Annotated in this window: 20 protein-coding genes and 1 tRNA gene; 9 read left to right on the top strand and 12 right to left on the bottom strand. The window is 68.6% G+C overall.

The window, feature by feature from the left end:
- Positions 1–8 precede the first annotated feature (8 nt).
- From C8046_RS13400 to C8046_RS13370, 7 genes are all read right to left on the bottom strand, one after another.
- On the bottom strand, positions 9–764 hold the full coding sequence (locus tag C8046_RS13400; protein WP_109229882.1) for a MerR family transcriptional regulator: 756 nt from the start codon (positions 762–764) through the stop codon (positions 9–11).
- Complete coding sequence (locus C8046_RS13395; RefSeq protein ID WP_109229881.1) at positions 751–2,019, bottom strand: MFS transporter; 1,269 nt, start codon at positions 2,017–2,019, stop codon at positions 751–753. The genes C8046_RS13400 and C8046_RS13395 overlap by 14 nt, the downstream gene beginning before the upstream one ends.
- Positions 2,020–2,176: 157 nt before the next feature.
- The gene (locus C8046_RS13390) at positions 2,177–2,950 is read right to left on the bottom strand and encodes a hypothetical protein (protein ID WP_109229880.1); all 774 of its coding nucleotides are present in this window, start codon (positions 2,948–2,950) and stop codon (positions 2,177–2,179) included.
- The gene (locus tag C8046_RS13385) at positions 2,947–3,711 is read right to left on the bottom strand and encodes a hypothetical protein (protein ID WP_146197165.1); all 765 of its coding nucleotides are present in this window, start codon (positions 3,709–3,711) and stop codon (positions 2,947–2,949) included. The genes C8046_RS13390 and C8046_RS13385 overlap by 4 nt, the downstream gene beginning before the upstream one ends.
- 55 nt (positions 3,712–3,766) lie before the next feature.
- Positions 3,767–4,741 (bottom strand): hypothetical protein, encoded by a 975-nt coding sequence (locus C8046_RS13380; protein ID WP_109229878.1) that lies wholly within the window; start codon positions 4,739–4,741, stop codon positions 3,767–3,769.
- Positions 4,742–4,847: 106 nt separating this feature from the next.
- Positions 4,848–5,402: an NUDIX domain-containing protein gene (locus C8046_RS13375; RefSeq protein WP_109229877.1), complete on the bottom strand. Its 555-nt coding sequence runs from the start codon at positions 5,400–5,402 to the stop codon at positions 4,848–4,850.
- A gap of 54 nt (positions 5,403–5,456) precedes the next feature.
- Positions 5,457–5,762 (bottom strand): monooxygenase, encoded by a 306-nt coding sequence (locus C8046_RS13370; protein ID WP_109229876.1) that lies wholly within the window; start codon positions 5,760–5,762, stop codon positions 5,457–5,459.
- A gap of 176 nt (positions 5,763–5,938) precedes the next feature.
- Between C8046_RS13370 and C8046_RS19520 the strand changes: the two genes are divergently transcribed.
- Both C8046_RS19520 and C8046_RS13360 read left to right on the top strand, forming a co-directional pair.
- Positions 5,939–6,334 (top strand): (deoxy)nucleoside triphosphate pyrophosphohydrolase, encoded by a 396-nt coding sequence (locus tag C8046_RS19520; protein ID WP_268921370.1) that lies wholly within the window; start codon positions 5,939–5,941, stop codon positions 6,332–6,334.
- Positions 6,331–9,207 carry a DUF3427 domain-containing protein gene (locus tag C8046_RS13360; protein ID WP_109229874.1) on the top strand — a complete coding sequence of 959 codons (2,877 nt, stop codon included), beginning with the start codon at positions 6,331–6,333 and terminating at the stop codon, positions 9,205–9,207. The genes C8046_RS19520 and C8046_RS13360 overlap by 4 nt, the downstream gene beginning before the upstream one ends.
- A 613-nt stretch (positions 9,208–9,820) precedes the next feature.
- On the opposite strand, the gene C8046_RS13355 is transcribed toward C8046_RS13360, so the two are convergent.
- On the bottom strand, positions 9,821–10,957 hold the full coding sequence (locus tag C8046_RS13355; RefSeq protein ID WP_109229873.1) for a DUF262 domain-containing protein: 1,137 nt from the start codon (positions 10,955–10,957) through the stop codon (positions 9,821–9,823).
- A gap of 499 nt (positions 10,958–11,456) precedes the next feature.
- Here C8046_RS13355 and C8046_RS13350 point away from each other — a divergent pair, with 499 nt between their 5' ends.
- A complete protein-coding gene (locus tag C8046_RS13350; protein WP_158277220.1) occupies positions 11,457–11,732 on the top strand; it encodes a helix-turn-helix domain-containing protein in 276 nt (91 codons plus the stop codon).
- A gap of 28 nt (positions 11,733–11,760) precedes the next feature.
- Here the strand turns inward: C8046_RS13350 and C8046_RS13345 are convergent.
- The 3 genes from C8046_RS13345 to C8046_RS13335 form a co-directional block, all read right to left on the bottom strand.
- Positions 11,761–13,022 (bottom strand): IS3 family transposase gene (locus C8046_RS13345; protein ID WP_109229871.1). Its coding sequence is split into 2 segments (ribosomal slippage): positions 11,761–12,719 and positions 12,719–13,022, totalling 1,263 coding nucleotides; the frame shifts between segments, so codons are not numbered across the junction.
- Between the two features lie 257 nt (positions 13,023–13,279).
- A complete protein-coding gene (locus tag C8046_RS18115; RefSeq protein WP_146197164.1) occupies positions 13,280–14,086 on the bottom strand; it encodes a hypothetical protein in 807 nt (268 codons plus the stop codon).
- 542 nt (positions 14,087–14,628) lie between these two features.
- A tRNA-Ser gene (locus tag C8046_RS13335) sits at positions 14,629–14,717 on the bottom strand.
- Between the two features lie 223 nt (positions 14,718–14,940).
- Between C8046_RS13335 and C8046_RS13330 the strand changes: the two genes are divergently transcribed.
- The 3 genes from C8046_RS13330 to C8046_RS13320 are packed head-to-tail and all read left to right on the top strand — an operon-like array spanning position 14,941 to position 18,073.
- Complete coding sequence (locus C8046_RS13330) at positions 14,941–15,618, top strand: DUF4956 domain-containing protein (RefSeq protein WP_109229869.1); 678 nt, start codon at positions 14,941–14,943, stop codon at positions 15,616–15,618.
- Positions 15,615–16,388 (top strand): polyphosphate polymerase domain-containing protein, encoded by a 774-nt coding sequence (locus C8046_RS13325; RefSeq protein WP_109229868.1) that lies wholly within the window; start codon positions 15,615–15,617, stop codon positions 16,386–16,388. The genes C8046_RS13330 and C8046_RS13325 overlap by 4 nt, the downstream gene beginning before the upstream one ends.
- Entirely contained in the window at positions 16,388–18,073 is a 1,686-nt protein-coding gene (locus C8046_RS13320) for a carbohydrate-binding domain-containing protein (protein WP_109229867.1), read from the top strand. Before C8046_RS13325 ends, C8046_RS13320 begins: the two co-directional genes overlap by 1 nt.
- Positions 18,074–18,251: 178 nt before the next feature.
- Here C8046_RS13320 and C8046_RS13315 read toward each other — a convergent pair whose 3' ends face one another.
- Positions 18,252–18,755, bottom strand: coding sequence for a hypothetical protein (locus C8046_RS13315; protein ID WP_109229866.1), 504 nt, complete (start codon positions 18,753–18,755; stop codon positions 18,252–18,254).
- A 168-nt stretch (positions 18,756–18,923) separates the two neighbouring features.
- Here C8046_RS13315 and C8046_RS13310 point away from each other — a divergent pair, with 168 nt between their 5' ends.
- The 3 genes from C8046_RS13310 to C8046_RS13300 all read left to right on the top strand — a co-directional run bounded on the left by C8046_RS13310 (position 18,924) and on the right by C8046_RS13300 (position 25,792).
- Positions 18,924–19,787: a hypothetical protein gene (locus C8046_RS13310; RefSeq protein ID WP_109229865.1), complete on the top strand. Its 864-nt coding sequence runs from the start codon at positions 18,924–18,926 to the stop codon at positions 19,785–19,787.
- Between the two features lie 222 nt (positions 19,788–20,009).
- Positions 20,010–24,851 (top strand): sugar-binding domain-containing protein, encoded by a 4,842-nt coding sequence (locus C8046_RS13305; RefSeq protein ID WP_109229864.1) that lies wholly within the window; start codon positions 20,010–20,012, stop codon positions 24,849–24,851.
- Positions 24,852–24,991: 140 nt separating this feature from the next.
- A complete protein-coding gene (locus tag C8046_RS13300; protein ID WP_109229863.1) occupies positions 24,992–25,792 on the top strand; it encodes a DeoR/GlpR family DNA-binding transcription regulator in 801 nt (266 codons plus the stop codon).

Genomic DNA, 25,792 nt, shown 5'->3' with positions numbered 1-25,792 from the left:
CGACCAGATCAGCTCGTGACCCCGCCGTCCGCCCGATCGGCCAGACGCCGCTCCAGCAGCGCGACCACCCGCCGCTGCTGCTCGTTGAGGAGCTCGGTGCTGTACTGGGCGACGTCGCTGGCGCGGCGCGGGTCGATCGACGGCGACAGGTCCGCGAGCTCGTCGAGCGCGCCGTCGAGTGCCACGACGTAGCGCTCGGCGACGTCGGCCACGTCGTCGTCGGTGCTGTCCGGCCCCAGCCGTCCGAACCGCTCCGCGATCTCCGCGAGGGCCTCGGGGGCGCTGATCCGCTCGTACAGGCGGGCGAGCGCGGGTCCGTGGTCCTCCCCCACCAGATGCGCCACGAGCACCGTCTGGTCGCGGTCCATCGCTGCCAGGTCGGGCGGCAGGCGCGCCGCGAGGGCGGCGAGGAACGGGGCGAGGTCGGGTGGGACGTCGGGGGCTCCGCCCGCCAGCCGAAGGCGGGCGATCACCTCGCGCTGACGGCTGAGCCGATCGATCTCGGCGGCCAGCTCGCCGTCCAGCTCCGCGAGCAGCGCGCCGGGGTCGCCCGTGATGTCGTCCAGGAGCGCCGGCATCCGCTCGAGCGGCAGTCCGAGTGCGGCCAGACGCCGGATCCGCAGCACGCGCACCAGGTGGCGCACGCCGTAGTCGCGGTAGCCGTTGCTGCGCCGCTCCGGCTCGGGCAGCACCCCGACCTGGTGGTAGTGCCGAAGCGTCCGCACGCTCACCCCGGCGAACCGCGCCAGCTCACCGCTGTGCATGCACGACCGCCTCCGTCACGTGCTCGTCCGTCCCCGCCGTCAGCGGGTCCAGGGTACGCAGCGAGCGCGCGGCGAGCCCGACCACGAGGGCGACGACCCAGACCCCGGCGATCGCGACCGCCGCGACCTCGACCCCCGCGACCTCCACCAGGACGGCGGCGACGACGATCCCGAGCGACGGCGCCGCCGTCATCATCGCGTTCTGCGTGCCCATGATCCGGCCGCGCATCTCCTCGGGGATCCGCTCGATCATGAGGACGCCGAGGAGGCTCCCGAACAGCCCGTTCGCCACTCCGACCACGAACGCGCCCGTGAGCACGATCCACACCGACCCGAGGGTGGCGATGATCGCGAACCCGGTCGCCGTCCCGATCAGCCCGCACAGGAACCATGCGCGGCGGCGCCCCCGGGCCCCGGCGGTCGCGTAGGCGGCGCCGCCGAGGAAGGTCCCGCCGCCGAGTGCGGTGAGCACCAACCCGAGCATCCCCGGCTGCTCCACGAGCGTGAACCAGACGGGCAGGATCAGGCCCTGCAGCGACGCGAGGACGAGCACCGAGACCAGGCTGAGCGTCGTCGTCGCGACCAGGAACGGGCTGCGGAACAGCACCCGCCAACCCTCCCGGAGGCGACTCCAGGTCCGGCCTCGGGTCGAGGCCGGGGGCGCCGCACCGTCGGAGGCGACGATCGCCCCCACCCGGTGCGGGATGAGCAGCGTGAGCAGCGCTGCCGCCAGGGACGTCCCCGCCGTGATCCACAGGACCGTGGACCCGTCGAAGGCGACCATGAGCACCCCTGCCGCCGCTGGGCCGACGATCAGGGCGACGGCGCCCAGTGCCTCACGCATCCCCATCAGTCGCTGAGCGCTGATCCGGCCGTGGCGCACGATCGCCGGCAGCAGGGTCTCGCGCGCCGTCATGCCCGGCACGTCGCCGAGGGAGCCGATGACGCCGAAGAGGATGAACCAGCCGAGGCTGAGGCCGGTGACGACGTCGATCAGGGGGAGCGCCGCGATCGCGGCGGCCGAGACGAGGTCGGTGACCACCGAGGAGGTGCGCCGGTTGATCCGGTCGATCACGACGCCCATGAACAAGCCGGCGAGGACGGCGGGGACGGCGGTCGCCGCAGCGACCGCACCGGTACCGAGCACGCTCCCGGTGGTCTGCAGCACGATCAGGGGAAGGGCGATGCCGGCGATCGAGGTGCCGAGCAGCGAGAGCACGTAGGACGCGAGATAGGCGGCGGGCACGAGGTTCATGCCCCTCAGTCATCACCCTGACGTAGGGGCGGGGTCAAGCCGCCCGCTCTCATCGCCAACGAGCATCATCGAGCGACGAGGGCTGTCGGGGCCTGGGCAGCCACGTCCGATGCCGGCCGGCACCGGGTTCGGCATGGACGGCCTGCCCGGACCCGGCCTACGCCACGACCTCGACGACGACGCTCCCGTCCACCCCGGTCATCATCACCGCGCGCTCCCCGATGACGACGGCGCCGCTCGCCGTCGTCGCCTCGCACTCGGACTCGTCGTCGGCGTGCCGGGCGACGAACCCACCGAACCGGCTGGTCGGCGCTCCACGGACCTCCCGGCCGTGCTCGCACACGGTCAGCAGCTCGCAGACCTCGCACACCGCCCGCGCGTAGGGACCGTCACCGAGCGCGGGGTAGCCGCAGACCGGGCACGGGTGAATCGGGAGGGTCGAGCGGCCGCGGTCGCGCAGCGCGCGCTCGACGGCGAGCACCGCCTCGGCCTGCGTCCTCGCGTTCGTGTGGAAGCGGAGGTAGGCGAGGTGGGCGTCCGCCACCCACGGGTCGACGCCGGCCTCGTCGTCCCTCAGTGCCCCCGCGTCCAGGTTCCGCACGCTCCGCACGCCCGCGACCAGGCCGGCGACGGCGACGCGCACCTCCGGCTCCAGCGCTGCCAGCCTTTTGCGCAGGCTGTGCCGCTGCGCGACCCGCCAGAAGGCGTCGATCGCGTCGCGCCGCGCGTCGTCGTCGCCGGGGTCGACGGTCCACGTCCGCCCGCCGCCCACGCCGCAGATCAGGAGCACCTCGTCGCGCAGGAAGGCGAAGCCGCCGCTGACGGGATCGGCGTTGAAGGCGTAGTGAATGACCTCGCGGACCGTCGTGGGGTCGGCGGCCTGTTCGCGGGCAAGCTCGCGGACGGACTCGCGAGTGACGGCGGTGCTCAACAGCCCTCGCTGTCGTAGACGCAGAGGCGCTCCCACGCCGTGGCGAGGAGCAGTCGGGTGCTCTGGCCGGCCGACTGGATCTGGCTCTCGCCGCCCTGGTAGCCGACGAGGGTGACGGCCGTGCCGCGGCGCGTCTCCGCGACGTAGTCGCCGATCGCGGTGGCGAGGTCGCCGGTGGCGGACGCGCCGTAGTAGTCGGTGGCGAGGCCGTTGCCCTGGGCGCCGATGTCGACCCCCTCGACGACGTAGCGCGTCGCCGCGCCCTCGGCCGCCGTGCAGCTCTGCATCGCGGCGATCAGCTCGTCAGCCGCGGCAGCCGCGGCGTCGGAGTCCGCGAACACCGCGACCTGCTGGACCCCGACGGCCTCCTCGAACTCACCCGAGCCCTGGGTGACGGTCCACATGTCGAGGGCGTCCGGCGTCGTCGGCTGGCAGTCCTCGGGGAGGCGCCAGGCGGTGAGGCCGACAGCCTCCTCGCGCGGTTGGTCGACGGTGCCGAGGGTCTCGGCGTCGAGGGTCGCCTCCGGCACCACCTGGACGGGGACCTCGACGGCGGGCTCCGACGGCGGTGGCTCGGTCTCCGTGGGGCTGGTGGCCGTCGGGCTGGGGCTCGTCTCCTCCTCGGTGGGGGACGCGCTCTCGCTGGTCGACGGCGTCGCGGACTCGTCCGGAGCGGCGTCATCGCCGTCGGACGAGGGCGAGCAGGCGACGAGCGAACCCGCGAGGAGCACGGCACTGAGGGTCAGAGCGGAGCATCTCATCCGTCCACCCTCCCCAGATGGGGGGACGGATGGCAAGGGGCGGGGTGCACCCGGGTCACCACTCCCCCGGTGCGACGGCGTCCCCTCCCTGGTCCTTCAGCACGACCACGGTCGCCGGCTTCGTGGGGGTGAAGGCGGGCTCGTCGAGCTCCAGCACATCGCCGACCGTCTTGACGGTGGCGAGGGTGTCGCTCGGGGCGAGGTCCTCGCCGTCGTCGTCGAAGTAGTCGAACCACGGCAGGTTGAGGTGGACGTACGTCTCGCGGTCGATGGGCGACGGCGGGGGCGCCTCCCCCGTGATCGCCGTCCACTGCTCGGCGGAGCACAGGTGAACGAACACGCGGGAGGAACGCTCGGCGTCGTAGTCGTCGAGAGGACGGGAGTCGCGGTAGATCTCCTGGCGCATCGTGCCGCCGGCGCCGACCCCCATGCCGAGCGGGGCGCCGGCCATCGCGTGAACGCCTGCCGCCCCACGGATCTGCGGGGACGCCACCTCCTGCGCCTTCCAGACCTCGAGCGCCTGGGCGGTGAGGCCCACAGCGCGCAGCTGGAAGCCGCCGACCGTCTCCTCTCCGGTGACCTGGCCCTCGACCGTGGCGCCGAGCCCGAGCCGGGTCGCGACGAACTGGCGCACGGACCCCTCGCCCGAGTTGATGCCGTCGAGCCAGGGCTGCCGCGGGAGGGACACGTAGTTCTGCGGGTTGGCGGTCAGCGTCGCGGACCAGATCGCGCCGCTGACGGCGCACACCTTGCCGAGAGCGACCTGCAGCGCCGCTGGCTCGGCGCCGCCGAGATCGAGCCACATCGCCTCGCGCTGACGGATCGGAAGCATGACGCCGCCGCGGGCGAGCCAGTCAGCGGGCACGGTGTCGGGGTAGTCCTGCACCCGACGGAGCGGGAACGATCCGAGGCTGGGTGGCAGGTGGTGAAGGCCCTTCTCGGGGATCCGCACGGTGCGCCGGAAGTGGACGTTCACGGGGCCGAGGTGGAGGGTGTCGTTGCGGACGACGACGGCGAGCGGTTCGGTCACGTTCTCTCCTCGGTTGGGGGGCGGTGCTCCTGGACGACGGAATCGCGGAGTGGGTCGCGAGCGGCAACAGTGCTGCTGCGTTCACGGTAGGCCTGAGGTACGACATTCAGGCCGGCGGATGGAACCGGGCGACCGCGGGGTCGCTCGTCTCCTCGCCCAGGTGGGTGACGGCGGCCTCGACCGCCGGGATCTGGCCCTTCACCAGGAGCGTGCGCGCGATCTGGGTCGAGACCCAGCCGACGCGGTCCAGCTCGGGAAACTCGCGCATGTTGCCCGACCGCGGCGGCCACTCCAGCTCGAAGGTGTTGCTGCGGAAGTCGGCGAGGTCCCAGGTGGTTGGGAGGTCGGGCTCCTCGACGCCGAGGAAGACCCGGACGGTCTTGCGGGACTGGGCGAACTCGCCGAGGTAGACCAGCTCGGCGTCGGGCGGGTAGACGTAGCCGGTCTCCTCGGCGAGCTCCCGGCGCGTAGCGGCCTCGGCCGGCTCGTCGTCGGCGTGCTCGCCCTTGGGGATGGACCACGCCCCGGCGTCCTTGCGCGCCCAGAACGGGCCGCCCATGTGACCGATGAGGAGGAGCGGACCGGCGTCGGGGTCGGGGTCGGGGTCGGGGTCGGGGTCGGGGCGAACCACGAGGAGGGCGGCGCTGCGGGCGACGGTCATGGGACCAGTCCAGCCCTGACGGCAGCGGAGCGCCAGGGCTGGGCGCGCGGCGGGTCAGGCGAGGGTGGCGTGGGTGATGCTAGAGAGGTCGCCCTGGACGCCAATCGAGCGGACCTCGATGTCGGTGATCCCGAAGGTTCCGAGGCGGGTTGAGTGCTTCTCGACGTACCGGGCGGCCTTCTCCTCGTCAGCGAACAGGTAGACGCCGCCCGCGCGAGCGCGCTCGGCGTCCTCGGTCCACACCTTCCAGATCAGGCCGTCCTCGTGCGCGATGTCGCCGGCGAGCTCGCTGTAGACGGGCGTCGCCTCGGGGCCGAACGGCCCGTCGGAGGGGAACTCGAAGCAGAGCAGGTGGGGCATAGGGACTCCTTCGTCTCGCAGCGTTTGATCGGTCACTCCTCATGCTGCCCGGACGATGGCGCGACCGCCCGGCGAACCGATTCGTCTCGGGTCCTGAGCGACCCCGCCAGGCCGCAGCTAAGCTCAACGAGCTGGTTCGGAGCCCTCCGGATGACGAGCAAACGGGAGGCCAGGTCGTGCGCAAGATTCGCGTCGTCGGAGCAGTCATTCTCCGAGACGGCTTGGTGATGTGCGCGCAGCGCGGCCCGGACGGATCGCTTCCGGGCCTTTGGGAGTTCCCGGGCGGGAAGATCGAGTCGGGCGAGACACCGAGAAGCGCGCTGGAGCGTGAGATCGACGAAGAGCTCGACTGCACCGTGCGCGTGGGCGACGAGGTGGAGACCACGACGCACGTGTACCCGTTTGGCGAGGTCACGCTGACCACCTTCTACTGCGACCTCGTATCGGGCTCACCGAAGCTGACCGAACACGCCGACCTGGCGTGGTTGAAGCCTGCCGACCTCGACACCCTTGAGTGGGCACCCGCCGACATCCCTGCCGTCCGGCGCATCATGGCCGATCTGGGCGCATGAACGATTCGGCCGACTGGTCAGAGCAGTTCAGTAGCGACCTCCACTACGGGTACCTCAACGTCGAGGTCGCGGCGCCGCTACACCACGTCCCCGGACTCGTCCTTAACGGCGACGGCACCACCGTTGAGCACACACTCCTCGAGGAGCTTCGTCGCTGCGAGCGCTTCATCTTCTCGGTGGCGTTCATCTCCCCAGGGGCGATCGCACAGCTCAAGCAGCACTTGATCGACTTCGATGGTCACGGCACCGTGATCACCTCGGACTACCTCGCCTTCAACAGCCCCCACGCTTTCGCAGAGCTGCTGGCCTTGAAGACACAGCTCGGATTCGACGTCCGGATCCACCACTCCCAAGCGTTCCACCCCAAGGGATACGTCTTCGAGAGCGGACCCAGCCTCACGGCGGTCATCGGAAGCTCGAACCTGACGAGTGCGGCGCTCTCGAGCAACCATGAGTGGAATCTCAAGGTCTCCGCTGCCCGCGGGAGTCACCTCGCGCAGCAGTTCGAGGAGCTTGTCGGACGGGAAGTCTCATCATCCACGCCGCTCACCGCCGAGTGGATCGCAGAGTACGCGAGCCGCTACGTGCCGCCTCCGCCTCGTGCTGCCGTCCGGACACCGCTCGGCGTAGGGGCTGAGCGCATCCAGCCGAACGCGATGCAGCAGGATGCACTCCTCGCGCTCTCGCTGGCGCGAGCTGAAGGTGCGGAGCGGGCGATCATCATCTCGGCGACAGGTACCGGCAAGACCATCCTGTCCGCCCTCGACGTGCGGGCCGCCGCGCCCGGTCGTTTGCTCTTTATCGTCCACCGAGAGCAGATCTTGGACCGGACCATCGCGTCCTATCAGCACGTGCTGGGCGGTTCCGATTCCGACTACGGCAAGCTCACCGGCCGATACAAGCAGGCAGATCGACGCTACGTCTTCGCGACGATCCAGACCCTCTCACAGCCACAGGTGCTTGACGGGATCGACCCCGACGCCTTCGACTACGTCATCGTCGACGAGGCGCATCGCGCCGGAGGGCCGACCTACCGGCGCGTGCTCGACACGCTGAAGCCGCGCTTCCTGCTGGGAATGACGGCGACGCCGGAGCGCACAGACGCGTTCAACGTCTTCGAGCTCTTCGACTACAACGTCCCCTACGAGATCCGTCTGCACGACGCCCTCGAGGCCGAGATGCTCAGTCCATTCCACTACTACGGGGTAGCCGATGTGGCCTTCGACGACGGCACCGTCCTCACGGCAGAGGCCGAACTGAACCGGCTCATCAACCCCGAGCGCATCGAACACCTCATCGCGAAGCTCGACCTGTATGGCCAGGCCGGCACGCAGCCTTGCGGACTGATCTTCTGCAGCCGAAAGGAGGAGGCACAGGCGCTCTCCGCGGCACTGAACGCCCGCTCCTTGAGAGGGAGAGCGCTCCGGACGGTGGCGTTGACCAGTGACGACAGCATCGAGCACCGCGAGCAACGCGTCGCTGAGCTCGAGCGAGGAGAGTTGGACTACCTCCTGACCGTCGACATCTTCAACGAGGGTGTCGACATTCCCTCTGTGAACCAAGTGGTGATGCTCCGCCAGACTCAATCGGCGATCGTCTTCGTCCAGCAACTCGGTCGGGGCCTGCGGCTCGCCACGGGCAAGGACTATCTCGTCGTCATCGACTTCATCGGCAACTACGCCAACAACTATCTGATCCCAATCGCGCTGTTTGGGGACCAGACCCTGAATAAGGAGTCCCTGCGCGAGAAGCTCAACGAGGCTGTTGACGGAGGCTCACTGCCCGGACTATCCAGCGTGAGCTTCGACGAGCTCTCCCGAGATCGCGTGCTGCGGTCGATCACGGAGAACAGACTCGACAGCATGAGCAACCTCAAGCTCGCGATGACAGCGATGCGGGACAGGGTGGGTCGCGTGCCGACCCTTGGCGACTTCCACCGATTCAAGTCTGTCGACCCCGTTCTCCTCGCTACCCGCGAAGAGCACTACCCCGAGCTGGCCCGCAGGCTCCTGCGAGTCGAGACAACTCTGTCGCCGCGAGCCAGCCGCTACCTCGCCCTGCTCTCCCATGAGGTCCTCGCAGCAAAGCGACTCCACGAGCTCGTCCTGCTCGAGCTCCTTCTCGACCGTGAGGTCGTCACGAGGTCCGAGCTGACGGCAGGGATTGCGACGCGTGGCATGCTCGGATCAGACACTCAAGTAGAGAGCGCGATCGACACGCTCGCCCTGCGTCGCTACCCACAAGCAGACCAGAAGCGCTACGTCGACGGCATCGCCGAGGTCGCAGGTTCGCGCGTACGCCTCACGCAAGAGTTTCTAACCGAGTGGGCCGACTCACCGGCGCTCGTCGCAGCCACCCACGACCTGGTAACCACGGGCTTCGCACTCATCGCCGAGCGCTACGCGCCCGACGAGCCATTCACTGCGGGGATGCAGTACTCGCGCCGCGATGCAGCACGCATCTTGGGATGGTCCCGTAGCACAGCCTCGACGATCTACGGGTATAAAGTCGACGAGGATCTCGGCGTTTGCGCAGCCTTCTCCACCTTGCATAAGGCGCACGACGTCGACGCGCGCACCGCATACGAGGACGAACTCCTTGATCCGCAAACGATGCGGTGGTTCTCAAAGAATAATCGGACACTCGAAAGCAAGGACGTACGGGCCTTAACATCAGGGGCAACCACGCTCCACGTCTTTGTCCAGCGCGACGGAGCGGAAGGGGCCGACCATTACTATCTGGGAAAGGCGGCGGTAAGCGAAGCGATCGATACCAGCATGCCGGACGACTCGGGAAAACGGCTTCCGGTGGTCAGGATGCACATACGGCTGGAACGCCCACTCAGCGAAGGACTGTTTGACTACCTCGCGTGATCCGGTCCCATAGGAGCGGGCATTTCGTTGAGCTTCTCAGAACCCGAGGGGTCGCCCACATTCTTCTTGGGTCGCTGCAAGCACGACCCCGATCCGGCAGTACTCATTTGGAAACGTTAGGCGACAGGATCCTCTCAAGCCAAGACGCAATTTCCAGAGCCGTGTCAGACCACACCAAAGCACTGGAAACGCGAACCTGCTCACCATCGCCATGCGCGATCTTCTTGCGAGCGTCAACCATAGCACCCAGGCGATCCCTTCGGGCGTTATCGTCCTCACTCATGTACGCCTCGAACTGCACTCTCCAGTCAGGGTCAAACGTCCCCAGGAAATCACCAAGCTGAGACGGTCGGACTCCTTGCCCTAGGCGGAGCCCGGCTACAATTCTACGGCGCAGCCGAGGATGGCCGACGATTAGACAGTGTTGATCCATCAGGTCATCACGAACAGCCTCGAGCAGCCCCGCCGAGCGCACCACTAAGTACCTACTTAGGTGCGAACTCACGGCAGTGTCTGCACCCCGCACCACGTCGGCCAGTTCCTTGAGTGCCAAGGACTTCTGGCGCACCGAAACTGGTGGCCAAGCAGCAGTAACGCCCTTCTCACCCACGGGCTACTGCTCGCGATCGGCAAGGATGGCTCGCGCACTCGCCAACCTTTGCCGTACGGCCTCGTTGTCAGCAGTGGCACGAGCCGTTGCGGATAGGAACTGCGAATCGGACTTCAAAGTTGCAACGCGCTCCTCGAGGTTCTCGGGCGCACTACCCGAGTCTCGGAGATGCTCCATCAAGGCAACAATGATCGCTTCCGCAAGGGCAGCGTTCACGGCGCCGCCTTCGTCCCGCCGCAATACGCCAGAGCCGACTTCGGACGAGAGGATCTCACATGCTTCGACAAACCACTGGCCGGAGTCGGTCGCAGCCGCGTCCACGTCACGGCGGTCCGCGGAGAACGAGTTCAAGAACGACTTGAGCGGTCTCCGATACTCAGAGCTCCGCTCGAAGAGAGCGATTGCGCGAAGGATCAACTCGTGATCTCGCGCCCTCTTGGACTTTGTTCCGTATATCCAGCGCCAGCCTTCTTCTTCATTTATGGCGGCGATCGAGTCCATCAACGGCCCAGCGAAGAGCGCCATGCGGATTTCATGAGGGGTTAGCTGGGTTCCGCCGGAGTTGAGCCGCTCGAAGATACTATAGACGGCCTCATTGACCTCAGCCGTCCCGTCAGCGGTTACGATGGTAGCCTGCATGAAGGAATTATCGAGCATGAGTTGTCGCTCGTCGCCGAGAGTTGCATACGTCAACCCCTGAAGCTCGGTCCCAACATTTGTCAACTTGAACGCACGATCTTCATAGATCCCCGAATAGAAGAGACGCAAGGTCTCCAGTCGCTGCTGACCGTCCAGCACAAGAAGTCGATTGTCGGCCGCCTGCTTCACCAAGAAAATCCCAGGGATTGGATACCCAAGCAGCAGAGACTCGATAAACTTGTCCATCTGTTTCTTCGTCCACACGAACCCCCTCTGGAACCCAGCTGTATGAATTCTGGCGTCCGCCGTTCCAAACTGCGGAACCAACATCGTTCCGCGCTCAAGGCGGGATACTAAGCCGTCGACAGGGTAGTCCTGAGTGGAGAAAGTGACTGGAACCGGCGACTCATCAGCGTCGCTTTGATCATCGAACTCCAGCTCGGTCAGAGTTCGATCTAGAAGTTTACTCAGGTTGGCGTCATCGGCAGTCTCAGGTTCCATTCGAAGACCCTAGCGCGCGCGTGCCCCTGAATGCCACCCCCAACGCGACTACTTGGCCCCCGAGCGGCGCGTTAGATCCGACGGGTCACCTGACCAGGGTCCACGCGCCTGGTTGGGTCCCAGAAAGCGGTGTAGCACGATGACCGCATCCGGCCCAGGCCGGGCACCGCGTTATACCACTATCAGGGTCTCAACTTGACCCCTACGTTCATCACGCCCACAGGAAGCGTCCGCCGGGCCAGCGGATCCCTGCGTCCAACTGGACTAGAGGCATGGCCGGCTACCCGCCCAGCGGGAACTGCACTAACAGGTATCAGCACGGCAAAGGCCCGAGCTGAGGAGAGCTCGGGCCTTTGCGAATGCTTTACAAAGAATGCGGAGACTATGGTGTCCAGGTTCAGGACATGGGCGACGGCTGTCTCGGGTCATCGGAGCCACGATGTCTCACGTCATCGGCATCACCCCGGCGCGGGCTCGGGGTGGGGCTGGATGCTCGGGCATGTCGACAGCCAGATTCGTCATCACCGGCGTGACTCTCCAGGGGGTCTCGGTTGCCGAGGTCGCCCGCCGCCATGGCGTGCACCGCTCCTGGATCTACAAGCTCCTGGCCCGCTACGCCGCTGAGGGTGAGGCCGCGTTCGAGCCCCGCTCGCGACGGCCGCGATCCTCCCCAAACCCGACTCCACCCCAGACCGTGATGGTCCTGCGTGAGCTACGCGCCCGGCTCGTCGCGGCGGGCCTGGACGCGGGCGCCGAGACGCTGGCCTGGCACTGAATCGCCCTGGGTCTGATGGAGGGTCGCGCTATTGGATTCCGACGACCTGGTGGTGGTCGGTCTGGTCAGCATAAAAGGCCCGCTCAAACTCAGCCGGTGGGACGTCGCCGAGGTAGCCGTGCAGCCGCAGGGTGTTGTGCCAGTGGACCCAGCCGAGGGTGGCGAGCTCGACGTCCTCGACGCTCTTCCAGGGCCGCTGGCGGGCGGGGCTTCGGATGAGTTCGGCCTTGTAGTAGCCGTTCACAGTCTCGGCCAGGGCGTTGTCGTAGCTGTCGCCAACGGTGCCGATCGAGGGCGTCGCACCGATCTCGGCGAGACGTTCCCCGTAGCGCAGCGAGGTGAATTGACTGCCCGCATCGCTGTGACATCGCGGCCCCGCAAGGTTCGCCCCGCGCGACCAGCGAGCCATCTCGATCGCGTCCAGCACGGTCTCGGTCCTCATCGTCGGCGCTGCCCGCCAGCCCACGACCATCCGGGAGTAGGCATCGATGATGAAGCAGACGTAGGCCACCCCGACCCACGTCGGGACGTAGGTCAAGTCCGTCACCCACAACTGGTTTGGAGCCGTCGCGGTGAAGTCCCGGCGCACCAGGTCCGGATGGCGGGCAGCCAGCGGGTCTGGCCGGGTCGTCCGTACCCGTTTCGTCCGGCGCACGCCCACAACTCCCGCGGCCCGCATCAGACGCGCGACTTGATCGCGTCCCACGTCGAGCCCGGCTCGGCCGGCCACTTTCCAGAGCTTGCGAGCTCCGTAGACGCAGTAGTTCGCCTCCCACAACGACAACAGCTCTGACCCAGTGACCGCGTCGCGGACCTGCCGGGCCGAGGGCGGGCGGGCCTTGCGGGCGTAGTAGGTGCTGGGGGCCACCTGCAGCACGCTGCACATGAGCTCGATCCCCAGCCGGCGGCCTTCGACGACGTCCGTGCGGTTGGCGTCGATGAACGCGGCTACTTGCTCTGGCGGTCGAGCTCCGCCCCGAAGAAATTCGCCGCTCGCCGCAATATCTCGTTCGCCCGCTTCAGCTCCCGGTTCTCCTGCTCCAGCGCCTTCACCCTGGCAGCCTCGTCGGTCGTCACCCCCGGCGTAACGCCGTCGTCGATGTCGGCCTGCTTGACCCAGATTCGGAGCGACTCGACTCCGTAGTCGAGCTGGGTCGCGACCCGATGGACCGTGCCGTGATCGGTCCCCAGCTCCGCTCGCAGCGATCGGACCATCCGGACTGCGGCGGCCTTCTCCTGATCGGAGTACCGCCTCGTGGTCGGCTTCCCCGCACTCTGCTCCTTCGGCATGAGTCCATCCTCGTTCCCAAACTCAGGCGACTCCACCAAACCCAGGGTGATTCGATAAGCCATCGATCAGGCAGCTTGGCCACTCCCTATTCTCGACAACCAAGACCCCTAGCCGCCACCCAGGCCAACGAAAATCGAACTCAACACCCGACCGGCGAGAAATCTGCCAGCGGCCGCCACCCGGCCGTTCGGAGTGCCCCTAGCTCAGTGGGCCACTCGTAGGCCTTGGACGCAGCGCGGCATGCGCATCTCAATGACTATCCCCTAAGGACGCCGTGCAGCATGCTTACCACGGTCGCGATTCCGGCCAAGCCGCTGATGAGCAAGATCGACTCATAGATGCGCCGCAATATCAACTGCCGAGACGGCTTGAGGGACGTCGGAAAGCTGTACGGTAAGCGATTCAGAAACGAATCGAAATCAGGCTGGGACCGAGCCATGCCGAGAACATTGATGGCCTCTCCATCTCGCGTTCGGCCATTCAGCATCTCTTGACGCTTGACCCAACGGTCGATTTGCGTCAGCCTAGGCGAGCGCGCTCCGAAAGTGACCGAGAAGAACTCCATATCATACTGGGTCAACGCCGACGTAGTCCGAGATACTTGAGCAGTCACTCCAGCACCGACGCGGCTGATCGTGAACTCTTCGCCCGAGACTACGTCCGGAATTTCCTCCTCGATCTCCCGTCGCATCGCCCGTTCTGTGTCGGTGTCAGAGTTGCGAACGTGGCCGCCGACTGGCTGAAAGCATCGTGCCTTCGCGTCCCACCTCACGAGGAATCGGTCACCGTAACCCAGGGCAAACCGGGCTTTAATTGCCGCCTGAACTATCCGGACCTCTCGAGTGGGGACGCTCTTCGACCCCGAGAAGCGCCTCTCCTCGATTTTGAGCGTGAGGTAAGGTCCGTTAAGCGCAACTCCCTCCACCGAACCGGCCGGGACCGCCCTGTCCCAGCCCTCATAGAGGGGAACACCTGAGTCAACATGTTCGGCAAGGGTTGCAATATAGGCGCGAGCCACGTCACTGACAATCTCGAAGCGCCCGTCGGTCTTTCGTTCAGACACAGCTCCTTGCGCTACTAAAAACGCAATCACAATCGGCCCACCATCACGAACAAGCGCTGTCTCCGGCACGACTCTTCCCGAATCGGCGCCCAACACCGCCCGAAGCCCCTCCAACAGAGAATCCGCGCCCCTACTAGGCGATTCCTGCCGCCGTTCCTCTGTCAAAGGATCCTCCACAATTCTGGCACGAGCCTAACGCGCCGAGTCCCAAGACTCACTCGCCTACCGTGCCGCCCTGCAGGTCATTAAGCCGCCGCGCGAACCATGCGCCGACACTCCTGCACTAGGTGGTCACGATGCAAGGCTAGGGACTACCCCGAGTAGCCGGCAAGCTCCGCCACCTCGCCGTCGGACGAGCCCAAACCGGAACCCACGTCAAAGTCCTCGTCCACGACCTCGAGGCCACCGTCATCCACGCCACTACAAGCGAGATCACCATCGACCTCACCCGCAACTACCAGCCCCAACACCCAAAATGAGCGATGGCCCGAACCCACATCCGTGGGTCCGAGCCATCCCGATGTCCTGAGACATCACACACGCGGAGACGGTGGGATTTGAACCCACGGAAGAGTTGCCCCTTCACGGCCTTAGCAGGGCCGCGCACTAGACCTGACTATGCGACGTCTCCAAGACCGGGCGGCTCCAGCGCGTCTGGCGGGACGCGGCTGGCGCCGATCGGCTCGAAGCAGGCTACCCTCCCGCAGCCAGTCCGACCAAACGCGGCTTGGCCTCGCGTCACCCACCACTCGATCCTGTGCAGCGCCGCACCCTCACAGCAACCACCCCACCCCCCGCACAGCCACCGCACAGCAACCCCCGGCTGACTGGGACTCCTCACCGAAGGAGTCCCCATGACGATCAGCACCACCCTCACCCTGCTGGCGGCCGACCTCGCCGCCATCGCCGTTCTCGTGTTCGGCCTCTACCACCCGCGCCACCACCGGCGCGATCTGGTCGTGGCCTACCTCGGGATCAACATCGGCGTCTTCACCGTCTCGGCGACGCTCGCCAGCTCGGCGGTCGGCGCCGGCCTCGGCCTGGGTCTCCTCGGCGTCCTGTCGATCATCCGTCTCCGCTCCGACGAGCTCAGCCAGCGCGAGGTCGCCTACTACTTCGCCTCGCTCGCGATCGGCCTCCTCGGCGGCCTCGCCCCCACCCCGCTGTGGCTCGCCGCGGCCGGCATGGGCCTCATCGTCGGGCTCATCTGGATCGCCGACCACCCCCGCCTCCTCCCCCACTCGCGCAGCCAGACGATCGTGCTCGACCGCGCTATCGCCGACGAGACCGAGCTCACCGACCACCTCGAGGCCATGCTTGGCGCCGACGTCCGCGCCGTCACCGTCACACGCCTCGACCTCGTCAACGACTCCACCTGGGTGGAGGTCCGCTACCGGCTCCGGCCGACCAGGATCACGACGGCGGAGCCCACCCTCCGCACCACGCTCACCCCCGCCGTCGCCACCCCCGCAACGAGCGCCACCACCCCCACCCCCACCTCCGCCGTCGACCACCTCACGGTGACCCGATGAGCACCCCGATCACCCTCGACGAGCTCGTCGCCACCGCGCCGCTGCTCACCCGCACGGACCGCAAGTACCTCCTCCCGACGTCGCAGCTCGCCCTCGTCGACGCCGCCGACCCGGACCTGCGGATCCTCACGATCGACGGCCTTACCACCCACGCCTACGCGTCCACCTATCTCGACACCGCCGACCTCGCCGCCTACCACCTGGCCGCCCGCGCCCGTCCGAGCCGCTTCAAGATTCGCCGCCGCACGTACTGCGACTCCGGCCTCAGCTTCCTCGAGGTGAAGACGCGCAGCGCGCGCGGCGAGACGGTCAAGGACCGGCTCGATCTCGCGCTCGCCACGCGCGGCGAGCACCAGCGCTTCGCGCCCCTCACGGTCCGGATGCGCACCGGACACGAGCTCGGCGCCCTGACCCCGGTCCTCGAGGTCACCTACGACCGCACCACCTACTACCTCCCCGCGAGCGGCAGCCGCGTGACCGTCGACACCCGCCTCACCTGGGCCGCCCTCGACGCAACCGGCGCCCCCACCGGTGACGTCCTCACCCTGCCGGGCCACGCCGTCGTCGAGACGAAGACGACGGGCCGCCCCTGCGAGCTCGACCGCCTCCTGTGGCGCGCGGGCCACCGCCCCACCCGTCTGTCGAAGTACACCTGCGGCCTCGCCCTCACCAGCGACCAGCCGCTCACCCACAACCGCTGGCACCGCATCGTGCGCGACCTGCACGAGCTCGCCACCCCCACCCCGACCCTCACCCCCAGGAGCCTCTGATGCGTCCCTCGACCACCGCCCGCCACCTCCGCCACACCGCCTTCGCGAAGGCCGGCGCAGGCGTCCTCGCCGCCTCGCTCGGCCTCGGCGTCCTGGCCGCCTGCAGCACCGACTCGGCGACGGCGTCCGGCACCTCCGAGGAGACCGGCACGTCGTCCGCGGACGACGCCACCACCGACACCCCGACCACCGACGGCGACGCGACCACCTCGACCGCCGCCGTCGCGACGACGGGCAGTACCACCGTCGCCGACGCCCTCGCCGCGAACCTCGCCTACGAGGAGGGGGACGCCGACTACGACGCGAGCTCCGCCGTCGCGATCACCCTCGAGGGCGACACGGCCTCGACGGACGGCGACGGCGTGACCGTCGACGGCCGCACCGTCACCATCACCGCGTCCGGCACCTACGTGCTGTCGGGGACGCTGACCGACGGCCAGGTCGTCGTGAACAGCACCGACGACGGCGTGGTGCGCCTCGTGCTCGACGGCGCCGACATCACCTCCTCCACCACCTCCCCGCTGCAGGTGACGGACGCCAAGAGCGTCGTCGTCGTGCTTGCGGACGGCTCCGAGAACGCGCTCACCGACGCCGCCACGTACGTCTACGCCGACGGCGTCGACGAGCCGAACGCCGCGCTGTTCTCGACGGCGGACCTCACCATCGCCGGCACCGGCGCCCTGAGCGTCACCGGCAGCGCCTACGACGGCATCACCTCCAAGGACGGCCTCGTCATCGCGGGCGGCGACATCACCGTCACCGCGGTCGACGACGGCGTGCGCGGCAAGGACTACCTCGTCGTCACCGGCGGGACCCTCACGGTCGAGGCCGGGGGCGACGGGCTGAAGTCCGACGACACCGAGGACGGCACCGCCGGCTACGTCGCGCTGCTGGGCGGCACCGCGACGGTGACGGCCGGGGACGACGGCGTGGCCGCGCAGACCGACGCCCTCGTGGCCGACGGCACGCTCGCGGTCGACGCGGTCGACGACGGCGTGAAGGGCGAGGCCGAGGTCGTGCTCGACGGCGGGGCCGTCACCGTGACGGCCTCCACCGAGGGCGTCGAGGGGGCGACGGTCGCGCTCGCCGGCGCCACCGTGGACGTCACGGCGTCCGACGACGGCATCAACGCCGCCTCCGACGTCGTGGCCGAGCCGTGGATCCTCGTCTCGGCCGGGTCGGTGCTCGTGAGCTGCGACGGCGACGGGATCGACGCGAACGGGGCGTTCACGGTGACCGGGGGCGACGTCGTCGTCAACGGTCCGACGAACGACGGCAACGGGGCGTTCGACGTCGACGGCACGTTCGACGTCTCGGGCGGCACGCTGCTGGCGGTCGGCTCGGCGGGGATGGCCGTGGCGCCGTCGACCGAGTCGTCGCAGGGCTGGCTGTCGGCGCAGGTGACCGCGGCGGCGGGATCGAGCGTCGTCGTCACCGACGCCTCCGGCGCGGAGATCGCGAGCTTCACGACGGCGAAGCAAGTCGCCTCGGTCGTCTACTCCTCAGCGGAGGTCACCGCCGGCGAGAGCTACACCGTCACGGTCGACGGCGGTGCGGGCGTCACCGTGACGGCCGGCGAGCACACGGGCGGGATGGGCGGCGGAGGCGGCATGCCCGGCGGCATGGGCGGCGCGGACGGCGAGCGCCCGCCGGGCGCCCCGGCCGGAGGCGACGCCCGCCCCTGACCCGACCCACCCCCGCCGAGCACGCGCCTGGCTGCTGTATCGCGCTGATACAGCAGCCGAGCGCATTCTGGCCGACCAGCCCCTCCGCCGAGCATGCGTGTGGCTGCTGTATCAGCGCGATACAGCAGCCGCAGACATGCTCGGCGGAGGGGGTGAGGGGTAGGCGAGAAGAGGGACCTCAGCCGATGACGGGGCCCCCGCCGGCGGCGGCGCCGTTCGTCGCGACGGCGAAGGGGTACGTCCAGTTGCGGGTCTCGTCGCCGTCGACCGTCACGCGCCACGCGTAGGCGGCCTCGGCCGGCAGCGGCAGGCCCTGCGCGAAGTCGACGACCAGGCGCGTGCGGCCGCGGAGCGCCTCGCGCGGGTAGCTGAGACCGGCGGTGCGCTGCGGGCGCTCGACGCTGGCGAGCTGCGCGATGCGCAGCGGCTGGCTCCCACCGGGCGAGACGAGGCCGCCGACGGCGTCGATCAGCGCGATCTCGATCGGGAAGTCCTGGGGCAGCAGGTCGTAGGGGACCTCGATCTCGACGACGACGCTGAAGCGGGTCGTGGACGTCTTGCCGGCGGTGTGGGTCAGCACCGAGATGCCGGACCCGACGATCGTGGCCTTGCCGCCCGGATCCGCCATGGCGAAGTCGGCGACCTGGATCGAGACGATGGCGTGCTCGGCGACAAGGCTCACAGGGGTTTTCCTTCGGCAAGGGATCGGTCATCCAACCGTAAGGCACGTGTGTGTCCGGGAGGTGACCACGGGCCGTCGCGTCGCCGGCTCGATCGTCGACCAGCATCGTGACCACATCGTTGCCGGCCTGGCAGGCGGCCGGCGGGGCTCGGCGCTAAGTTCGGCACCATGGCCACCTCCCGGCAACGCCGCCGTCCCGTTACCCCCGCGCTGCTCGCGGCCGCCTGCGCCGTCGCGATCACGCTCGCGGCGTGCGGGTCCGGCGAGGACGGCGCGGCGCCGGAGCCGGCGGAGACCAGCCCGTCCGCATCGACCGAGGCCGACGCCGTCACGCAGGAGAGCACGCCCTCGCCCGAGGACACCGAGGACGCCGAGAACACCGCCGAGCAGGCCTCCCCCGCCCCGGCGATCGGTGACGACACGGAGGCCTTCCTCGCCCACTTCACCCAGGGGCTCGACGCCGTGCAGACGGCGCAGTACGAGATGGAGCTCTGGGACGCCGGCTACCCCTCGATCATCGCCGGGGTCATCGACTACACCCGGAGCCCGATCGCGGCGTCCTTCACCATGCCCGCTCCCGACGACCCGGACGTGATGATGCACGCCATCTCGCTCGACGGGGTCATGTACATGTACATGGGTGAGCGGAGCCAGCACCTGTGGGTCGAGGCGACCGGCATGACCGAGGCGTACGACCCCATCGGCGACATGAGGGACTTCTCGCAGGCGATCACGAGCGTGGTGCGGGAGGGCTCGGTCCAGGAGAACGGCGTCCCGGCCGAGCGATACACGGTGATGGTCGACCCAACCAGGCTCCCCGCGGGTGAGCTCGACGCGGGAACGGTCGTGCCGGAGGAGCTCAAGTACAAGATCTACCTGGACGCCGAGGGACGACCGATCCGCTCCGAGGTCAGCATCGGCACGTCGTCCGTGACCATCCGCATGAGCGGCTTCAACGGCGCGGTGTCGATCGAGGCACCTCCCGCTGACGAGATCCTCTCGTTCGAGGAGTACCAGGGCAGCCTCGGCTGACGCCCTCTCGACCGCCCCGTTCGCACGCCCGGCCCGATCCCCGTGTCAACCCATGGCTAGGCCATGGTGACGTCATCATTGATCGCGATTGATCGGTCCGAAACATCGTTTGATCGTTACCAGTCCCCCGATTGACCGTCTGTGACCGTGCACATTAGCGTCCGGAATCTAGGCGTCTCATCGGTGAGGCGCCAGTTCAATGCAAGGAAGGATTGAGCCTCGATGAAGCGATCGAAATCGATCATCGGCGCCACCCTGGCAGCAGGCCTCCTCATCGGCACAGCCAGCAGTGCGTTCGCAGCACCCAGCTCGACCAGCTCCACCCCGTCCACCAGCTCCACCGCGGTCGCCGCCGCGGCCGTCCCCGAGGTGATCGAGGACTCCGGCGCCCGCACCATCGACTTCAACGAGGACTGGAAGTTCTTCCTCGCCACCCGGACCCCCACGGTCCTGAGCAACGCGACCCTCGAGCTCGAGGACGTCGGCGTCACCACCGCCGAGGCGATCGACCCGGCGTTCGACGACAGCGCCTGGCGCACGGTCCAGACGCCGCACGACTGGAGCATCGAGGGCGACAAGGTCTCCAGCTCCACCAACTCCCAGGCCTACCTCCAGGGCGGCCTCGGCTGGTACCGCAAGACGTTCTCCGTCCCGGAGTCCATGCAGGCCGAGCGCAAGCGGGTCACGATCGACTTCGAGGGCGTCTACCAGAACTCGGTCGTCTACCTCAACGGCGAGCTCGTCGGCACCACCCCCAGCGGCTACACGGGCTTCGCCTACGACCTCACCGACCGTCTCGTCTACGGCGACGACGCGGTGAACACCATCGTCGTGAAGGTGCAGAACCCCGCGCCGTCGGGCCGCTGGTACACGGGAAGCGGCATCACGCTCCCGGTGAACCTCGTCGTCACCGACCCGGTCCGCTTCGTGCGCCACGGCATCGACCTCACGACGCCGACGCTCGAGACCACCTACAACGCCGACGGCAGCGCGCAGCTGGAGCTCGAGGCCTCGGTCTTCTCCGACGCCACCAACGGCATCATCTACACGAAGACCTCGGTGATCGAGGCCGACGGCACCGTCGCGGCGACCGCCGTCGGCGACCCGGTCGAGACCAACCCGAGCACGCTCACCACGCTGAGCGACACGATCACGGTCCCCGCCGTCGACCTCTGGTACCCGTGGAACATCGGTGACCCGACGCTCTACACGGTCCGCACCGAGCTCTTCTACCTGGGCAACGGCACGGTCGAGACGCGGCTGGTCGACACCGTCGACACGAGCTTCGGCTTCCGCTGGTTCGAGGTGGCCGACGTCGACCTGACCGACCCCTCCTCGGGCGGTCTGTACGTCAACGACGTCTACACCAAGATCCAGGGCGTCGACCTGCACCACGACTCCGGCGCCCTCGGTGCCGCGGCCAACAAGGACGCGTTCGACCGTCAGTGGGACAAGCTCGTCAGCATGGGCGTCAACGCCTTCCGCACGGCGCACAACCCCGCCGCGAAGGACGCGATCGAGGTCGCGAGCGAGAAGGGCATCATCGTCGTCGAGGAGGCCTACGACGGCTGGGGCGCCACCAAGGCGACCTACGACTTCGGTCGCTTCTTCCTCCAGCCGGTCCCGCAGGACTGGGCCGGCCTCGGGCCGAACGGTCTGCTGAGCCCGCCCACGCCCGCCGTGAACTACGACGGCGCGCAGTACCTCTGGAGCGACTGGGTCATCCGCGAGATGGTCCAGCGCGACAAGAACGAGCCGTCCGTCTTCATGTGGTCCATCGGCAACGAGGTCCGCGGCGTCGGCAGCCGTCCGAGCTGGTACGACCCGAGCAAGTACGACCTCGCCGGCTTCGGTGGCGCGACCGCCATCAACGAGTACACCGAGGCCGTGCGTCTGACGCAGGGCATCAAGGCGATCGACCCCAACCGCCTCGTCACCATGGGCGGCGACCAGCAGCGCAACCCCCCGGCGATCGACTCCACGTGGGGTCGCGTCAACCGGTTCCTCGACGGCTACGGGCTCAACTACAACACCGCCATCTCGGTCGACCGCCTGACCGAGCGCTTCCCGGGCACGTTCTTCTTCGAGTCCGAGTCCTCCTCGCAGACGTCCTCGCGCGGTGTCTACCTCGACCCGACCATCCGCAACACCGGCATCAACCTGACGCCCGGTCGACGCGGCGGCTCGAACTACGACAACGACTTCGCCTCCTGGACGATGTCGAACGAGTACGGCCTGAAGAAGGACCGTGACCGCAAGGCGTTCCTGGGTCAGTTCATCTGGACCGGGTTCGACTACCTGGGCGAGCCGACGCCGTACTCCGTCTACCCGGTGGGGGTCTCCTCCTTCGGCGCGATCGACACGGCCGGCTTCCCCAAGGACTCCTACCACCTGTTCCGCAGCCAGTGGCTGGACCCGGCCGACGGCGCCCAGGTGCACGTGCTGCCCGGGAACTGGAACGAGTGGCGCGAGGGCGAGGAGGTCGAGGTCTGGGTCAACGCGAACGCCCCGACCGTCGAGCTCTTCCTCAACGGCGAGTCGCTCGGCCGCAAGTCCTTCGACGTGAAGGAGACCGCCTACGGCAAGCAGTACCTCGAGACGTCCGAGGCGGTCGCCGACGACAAGACCTGGCCCACCTCGAACGGCAACACCGGCGGCTACGCCAGCACCGGTGCCACGATCGTGGACGCCAGCGGTGACAGCGCCATCCCGGCCGGCACCAACTACGGCAAGCTCCACCTGACGTGGAAGGTCCCGTTCGCGGAGGGGGTGCTCGAGGCTCGCGCCTACGACTCCGCCGACGCCACGGAGCCGGTCGCGATCGACACGGTCGCCACGGCGTCCTCGCCGTACACGATCGAGCTGAGCACCAACAAGGAGGTCATCACGGCCGACGGCCGCAGCCTCGCCTACATCGAGGCCACGGTGGTCGACGAGGACGGCAACGAGGTCCCCGACGCCGACAACCTGGTGCAGTTCACCGTGGACAACGGCGCGATCGTCGGTGTCGACAACGGCCAGCAGGAGAGCACCGAGCCGTACAAGTGGGACGGTGAGCAGCGGAGCACCTACTCCCAGCGCAGCGCCTACGCCGGCAAGGTCCTGGCGATCGTCCAGTCCGACAAGGACGCGGTCGGCCAGATCACGCTGACCGCCCGCGCCGACGGGCTCCAGCCCGCCGTCGTGACCATCGCGGCCACCGAGGACGGCACCGGCACCGCGCCGGCGCAGCCCACCCTGGCCCCGACGCTCACCGGGATCGCCCCGGTGGCCTACGCGGCACCGGTCGGGAGCGTCCCGACGCTGCCCGTCGACGTCCAGGTCACCTACGCGGACGCGACCGTCGGTGCCTTCGGCGTCACGCGCGAGGTCACGTGGACGATGCCCCCGGCCTCGTCCTTTGCCACCCCGGGCGAGCTCGTGATCACGGGCACGGTCGAGGGTGTGGAGACGCCGGCCAAGGCCTACGTCTCCGTCGTGACGAGCACGGCCAGCGGCGACATCGCCGCGAACCCGACGCTCGGCGCGAACAACCAGGCGTGGAACTTCGCGGCTCTGCCCGCGGACTCCCCGCTGCGTGCCGGCGCCCTGGCGACGGCCACCTTCACGGGGGCCGCCACCACCTACCCGAACAACGCGCTCAACGGCGACACCGCGTCGGCGTGGAGCAACCAGTACTCCCGCGGCGCGAACGTGCTCCTCCCGGCCTACTCGGCCTCGCGGACGCACGAGTGGTTCGAGCTGTTCTGGGACGGCGAGCGGACCTTCGACCAGGTCCAGCTCTCCTTCACGGCGGAGGGCCCCAACGCCCGCCCGTCGGCCGTCACCGCGCAGTACTGGGACGGTCTGGCCTGGCAGGACGTGGAGGGCCTGGAGACGACGTTCGCCACGGCCTCGAACGCCCCGACCACGCTCGACTTCGACAGCGTGTTCACGCAGCGCATCCGCGTCGGGCTGACCAACGCCACGCCGTACTCCGCGACCGGGAACCTCCGGATCGTGTCGGCCGTCGTCAACGGTGAGTCCGTCGTCGGAGCCGTGGTGAAGTCCGGCCTGCAGGCCGCGTACGACGCCGCGCTCCTCCTCGAGGAGGACGACTTCAAGCCGGAGTCGTGGGTCGTCCTCGAGGCGGCGCTCGACCAGGCGGCGGCCGTGCTGGCCGACGCCGACGCCACCTCCCAGGAGGTCGCGGAGGCGACCGCGGCGCTGGCTGCCGCCGTCGCCGGGCTCACGCCCATCGACGCCGCCACGCTGGAGGCGCTCACGATCGTGACGCCGCCGTCGAAGACGGACTACGTGCTGGGCGAGAGCCTGGACCTGGCGGGGCTGGCGGTGACGGCCACGTTCTCGGACGAGACCGTCGCCGACGTCCCGCTCACCGCGCTCACGGTCACCGGGTTCGACGGCACCACCGTCGGCACCCAGACCATCACGCTCACCTACGAGGTCGAGGGTCGCCAGCAGACGGCGACGTTCGACGTCACGGTGCGCACGTTCTTCCTCGACGTGCCCCAGGGCCTGCAGTTCTACTCGGAGATCACCTGGCTCGCCGAGAAGGGCATCAGCACCGGGTGGGTCACTCCGCAGGGCCGGGAGTACCGACCGCTGGCCCCGATCGCGCGTGACGCGATGGCGGCGTTCCTCTACCGACTCGCCGAGTCGCCCGAGTTCACGGCGCCGACCGTCTCGCCGTTCGTCGACGTCAAGCCGACGGACCAGTTCTACAAGGAGATCACCTGGCTGGCGGAGACGAAGATCTCCACCGGTTGGGCCAACGCCGACGGGACGGCGAGCTTCCGCCCGCTCGACCCGATCGCGCGTGACGCGATGGCGGCGTTCCTGTTCCGCCTCGCGGCCGTCACGGACTACGACGCTCCGGCCACGTCCCCGTTCCTGGACGTGACCACGAGCAACCAGTTCTACGACGAGATCTCCTGGCTCGCGGAGAACAAGATCTCCACGGGTTGGGTCGGCAACGACGGCTCGGCGGACTACAAGCCGCTGCAGCCCGTCAACCGGGACGCGATGGCCGCGTTCCTGTCACGGTTCGACGCCCTGCCCTGATCGGGGGCTGAGCACGACGGCGGGCGTCCGGTTCCGGTGAGCACTCACCGGGTCGGGCGCCCGCCGTCGTGGGCCGGGGTTAGGGTCGAAAGAACGAGGGGCACGGCCGCCCCCCGCACGACGACACGAAGGAGCGTCCCGTGTTCACCGACGAACGACGCCAGGTCATCCTGTCGGTCCTGGCCGTCCACGGCTCGGTCTCCGTCGCGGATCTCGCGCGCACCGTCCGCGCCTCCGAGATCACCATCCGGCGGGACCTGCGCCTGCTCGAGGAGGCCGGTCTGCTGCAGCGCCGCCGCGGCGGCGCCAGCCTGCTGAAGTCCGCCATCGACGAGCCCACCTACGTCGAGAAGAGCGGCGTCGCGCTGTCGGAGAAGGAGGAGATCGCCGCCGCGGCGCTCGACCTGGTCGAGGACGGCGACGCCATCTTCATCGGTGCCGGCACGACGACGCAGGCGCTCGCCCGGCTGCTCACCCGCCGTCGGCTCATGGTCGCCACCACCTCGCTGCTGGTGGCCGGCGAGCTCGCCGACGCGCACGACGTCGACCTCTTCATGATCGGCGGGGTGCTGCGCGGCAACATCCGCGCCGTGGTCGGGGGCGACGCCGAGGCGGCGCTCGGCCGGCTGCGCGTGCGCACGACCTTCCTGTCCGGCAACGGGCTGACCGCTCGGCACGGGCTCAGCACCCCGAACATCCACGTCGCGAGCATCGACCGCGCGGCGATGGCCGCCGCCGACCGCGTCGTGGTGCTGGCCGACCACACCAAGGTGGGCGTCGACTCCACGGTCCAGACCGTGCCGGCCCACCGCATCGACATCCTCGTCACGGACACGCTCGCCTCACCGGTCGAGCTGGGTCACATCGGCGAGCTCGGGGTGGACGTGACGATCGCGCCGAGCAGCGTGCTCGGGGCCGTGCACCGGCGCGCGCGGTCCTGA

It is taken from the genome of Serinibacter arcticus, from assembly GCF_003121705.1.
GTDB lineage: Bacteria > Actinomycetota > Actinomycetes > Actinomycetales > Beutenbergiaceae > Litorihabitans.
This window is presented reverse-complemented; position numbering and strand designations above follow the sequence as displayed.

Excerpts from the sequence above, each read along its gene's own strand:
- C8046_RS13320 (WP_109229867.1), top strand. The coding sequence starts at position 16,388 with ATGCGTCCCTCGACCACCGCCCGCCACCTCCGCCACACCGCCTTCGCG.
- C8046_RS13395 (WP_109229881.1), bottom strand. The coding sequence starts at position 2,019 with ATGAACCTCGTGCCCGCCGCCTATCTCGCGTCCTACGTGCTCTCGCTG.
- C8046_RS13355 (WP_109229873.1), bottom strand. The coding sequence starts at position 10,957 with ATGGAACCTGAGACTGCCGATGACGCCAACCTGAGTAAACTTCTAGAT.
- C8046_RS13385 (WP_146197165.1), bottom strand. The coding sequence starts at position 3,711 with ATGAGATGCTCCGCTCTGACCCTCAGTGCCGTGCTCCTCGCGGGTTCG.
- C8046_RS13370 (WP_109229876.1), bottom strand. The coding sequence starts at position 5,762 with ATGCCCCACCTGCTCTGCTTCGAGTTCCCCTCCGACGGGCCGTTCGGC.
- C8046_RS13305 (WP_109229864.1), top strand. The coding sequence starts at position 20,010 with ATGAAGCGATCGAAATCGATCATCGGCGCCACCCTGGCAGCAGGCCTC.
- C8046_RS13325 (WP_109229868.1), top strand. The coding sequence starts at position 15,615 with ATGAGCACCCCGATCACCCTCGACGAGCTCGTCGCCACCGCGCCGCTG.
- C8046_RS13310 (WP_109229865.1), top strand. The coding sequence starts at position 18,924 with ATGGCCACCTCCCGGCAACGCCGCCGTCCCGTTACCCCCGCGCTGCTC.
- C8046_RS13360 (WP_109229874.1), top strand. The coding sequence starts at position 6,331 with ATGAACGATTCGGCCGACTGGTCAGAGCAGTTCAGTAGCGACCTCCAC.
- C8046_RS13400 (WP_109229882.1), bottom strand. The coding sequence starts at position 764 with ATGCACAGCGGTGAGCTGGCGCGGTTCGCCGGGGTGAGCGTGCGGACG.
- C8046_RS13375 (WP_109229877.1), bottom strand. The coding sequence starts at position 5,402 with ATGACCGTCGCCCGCAGCGCCGCCCTCCTCGTGGTTCGCCCCGACCCC.
- C8046_RS13350 (WP_158277220.1), top strand. The coding sequence starts at position 11,457 with ATGTCGACAGCCAGATTCGTCATCACCGGCGTGACTCTCCAGGGGGTC.
- C8046_RS13330 (WP_109229869.1), top strand. The coding sequence starts at position 14,941 with ATGACGATCAGCACCACCCTCACCCTGCTGGCGGCCGACCTCGCCGCC.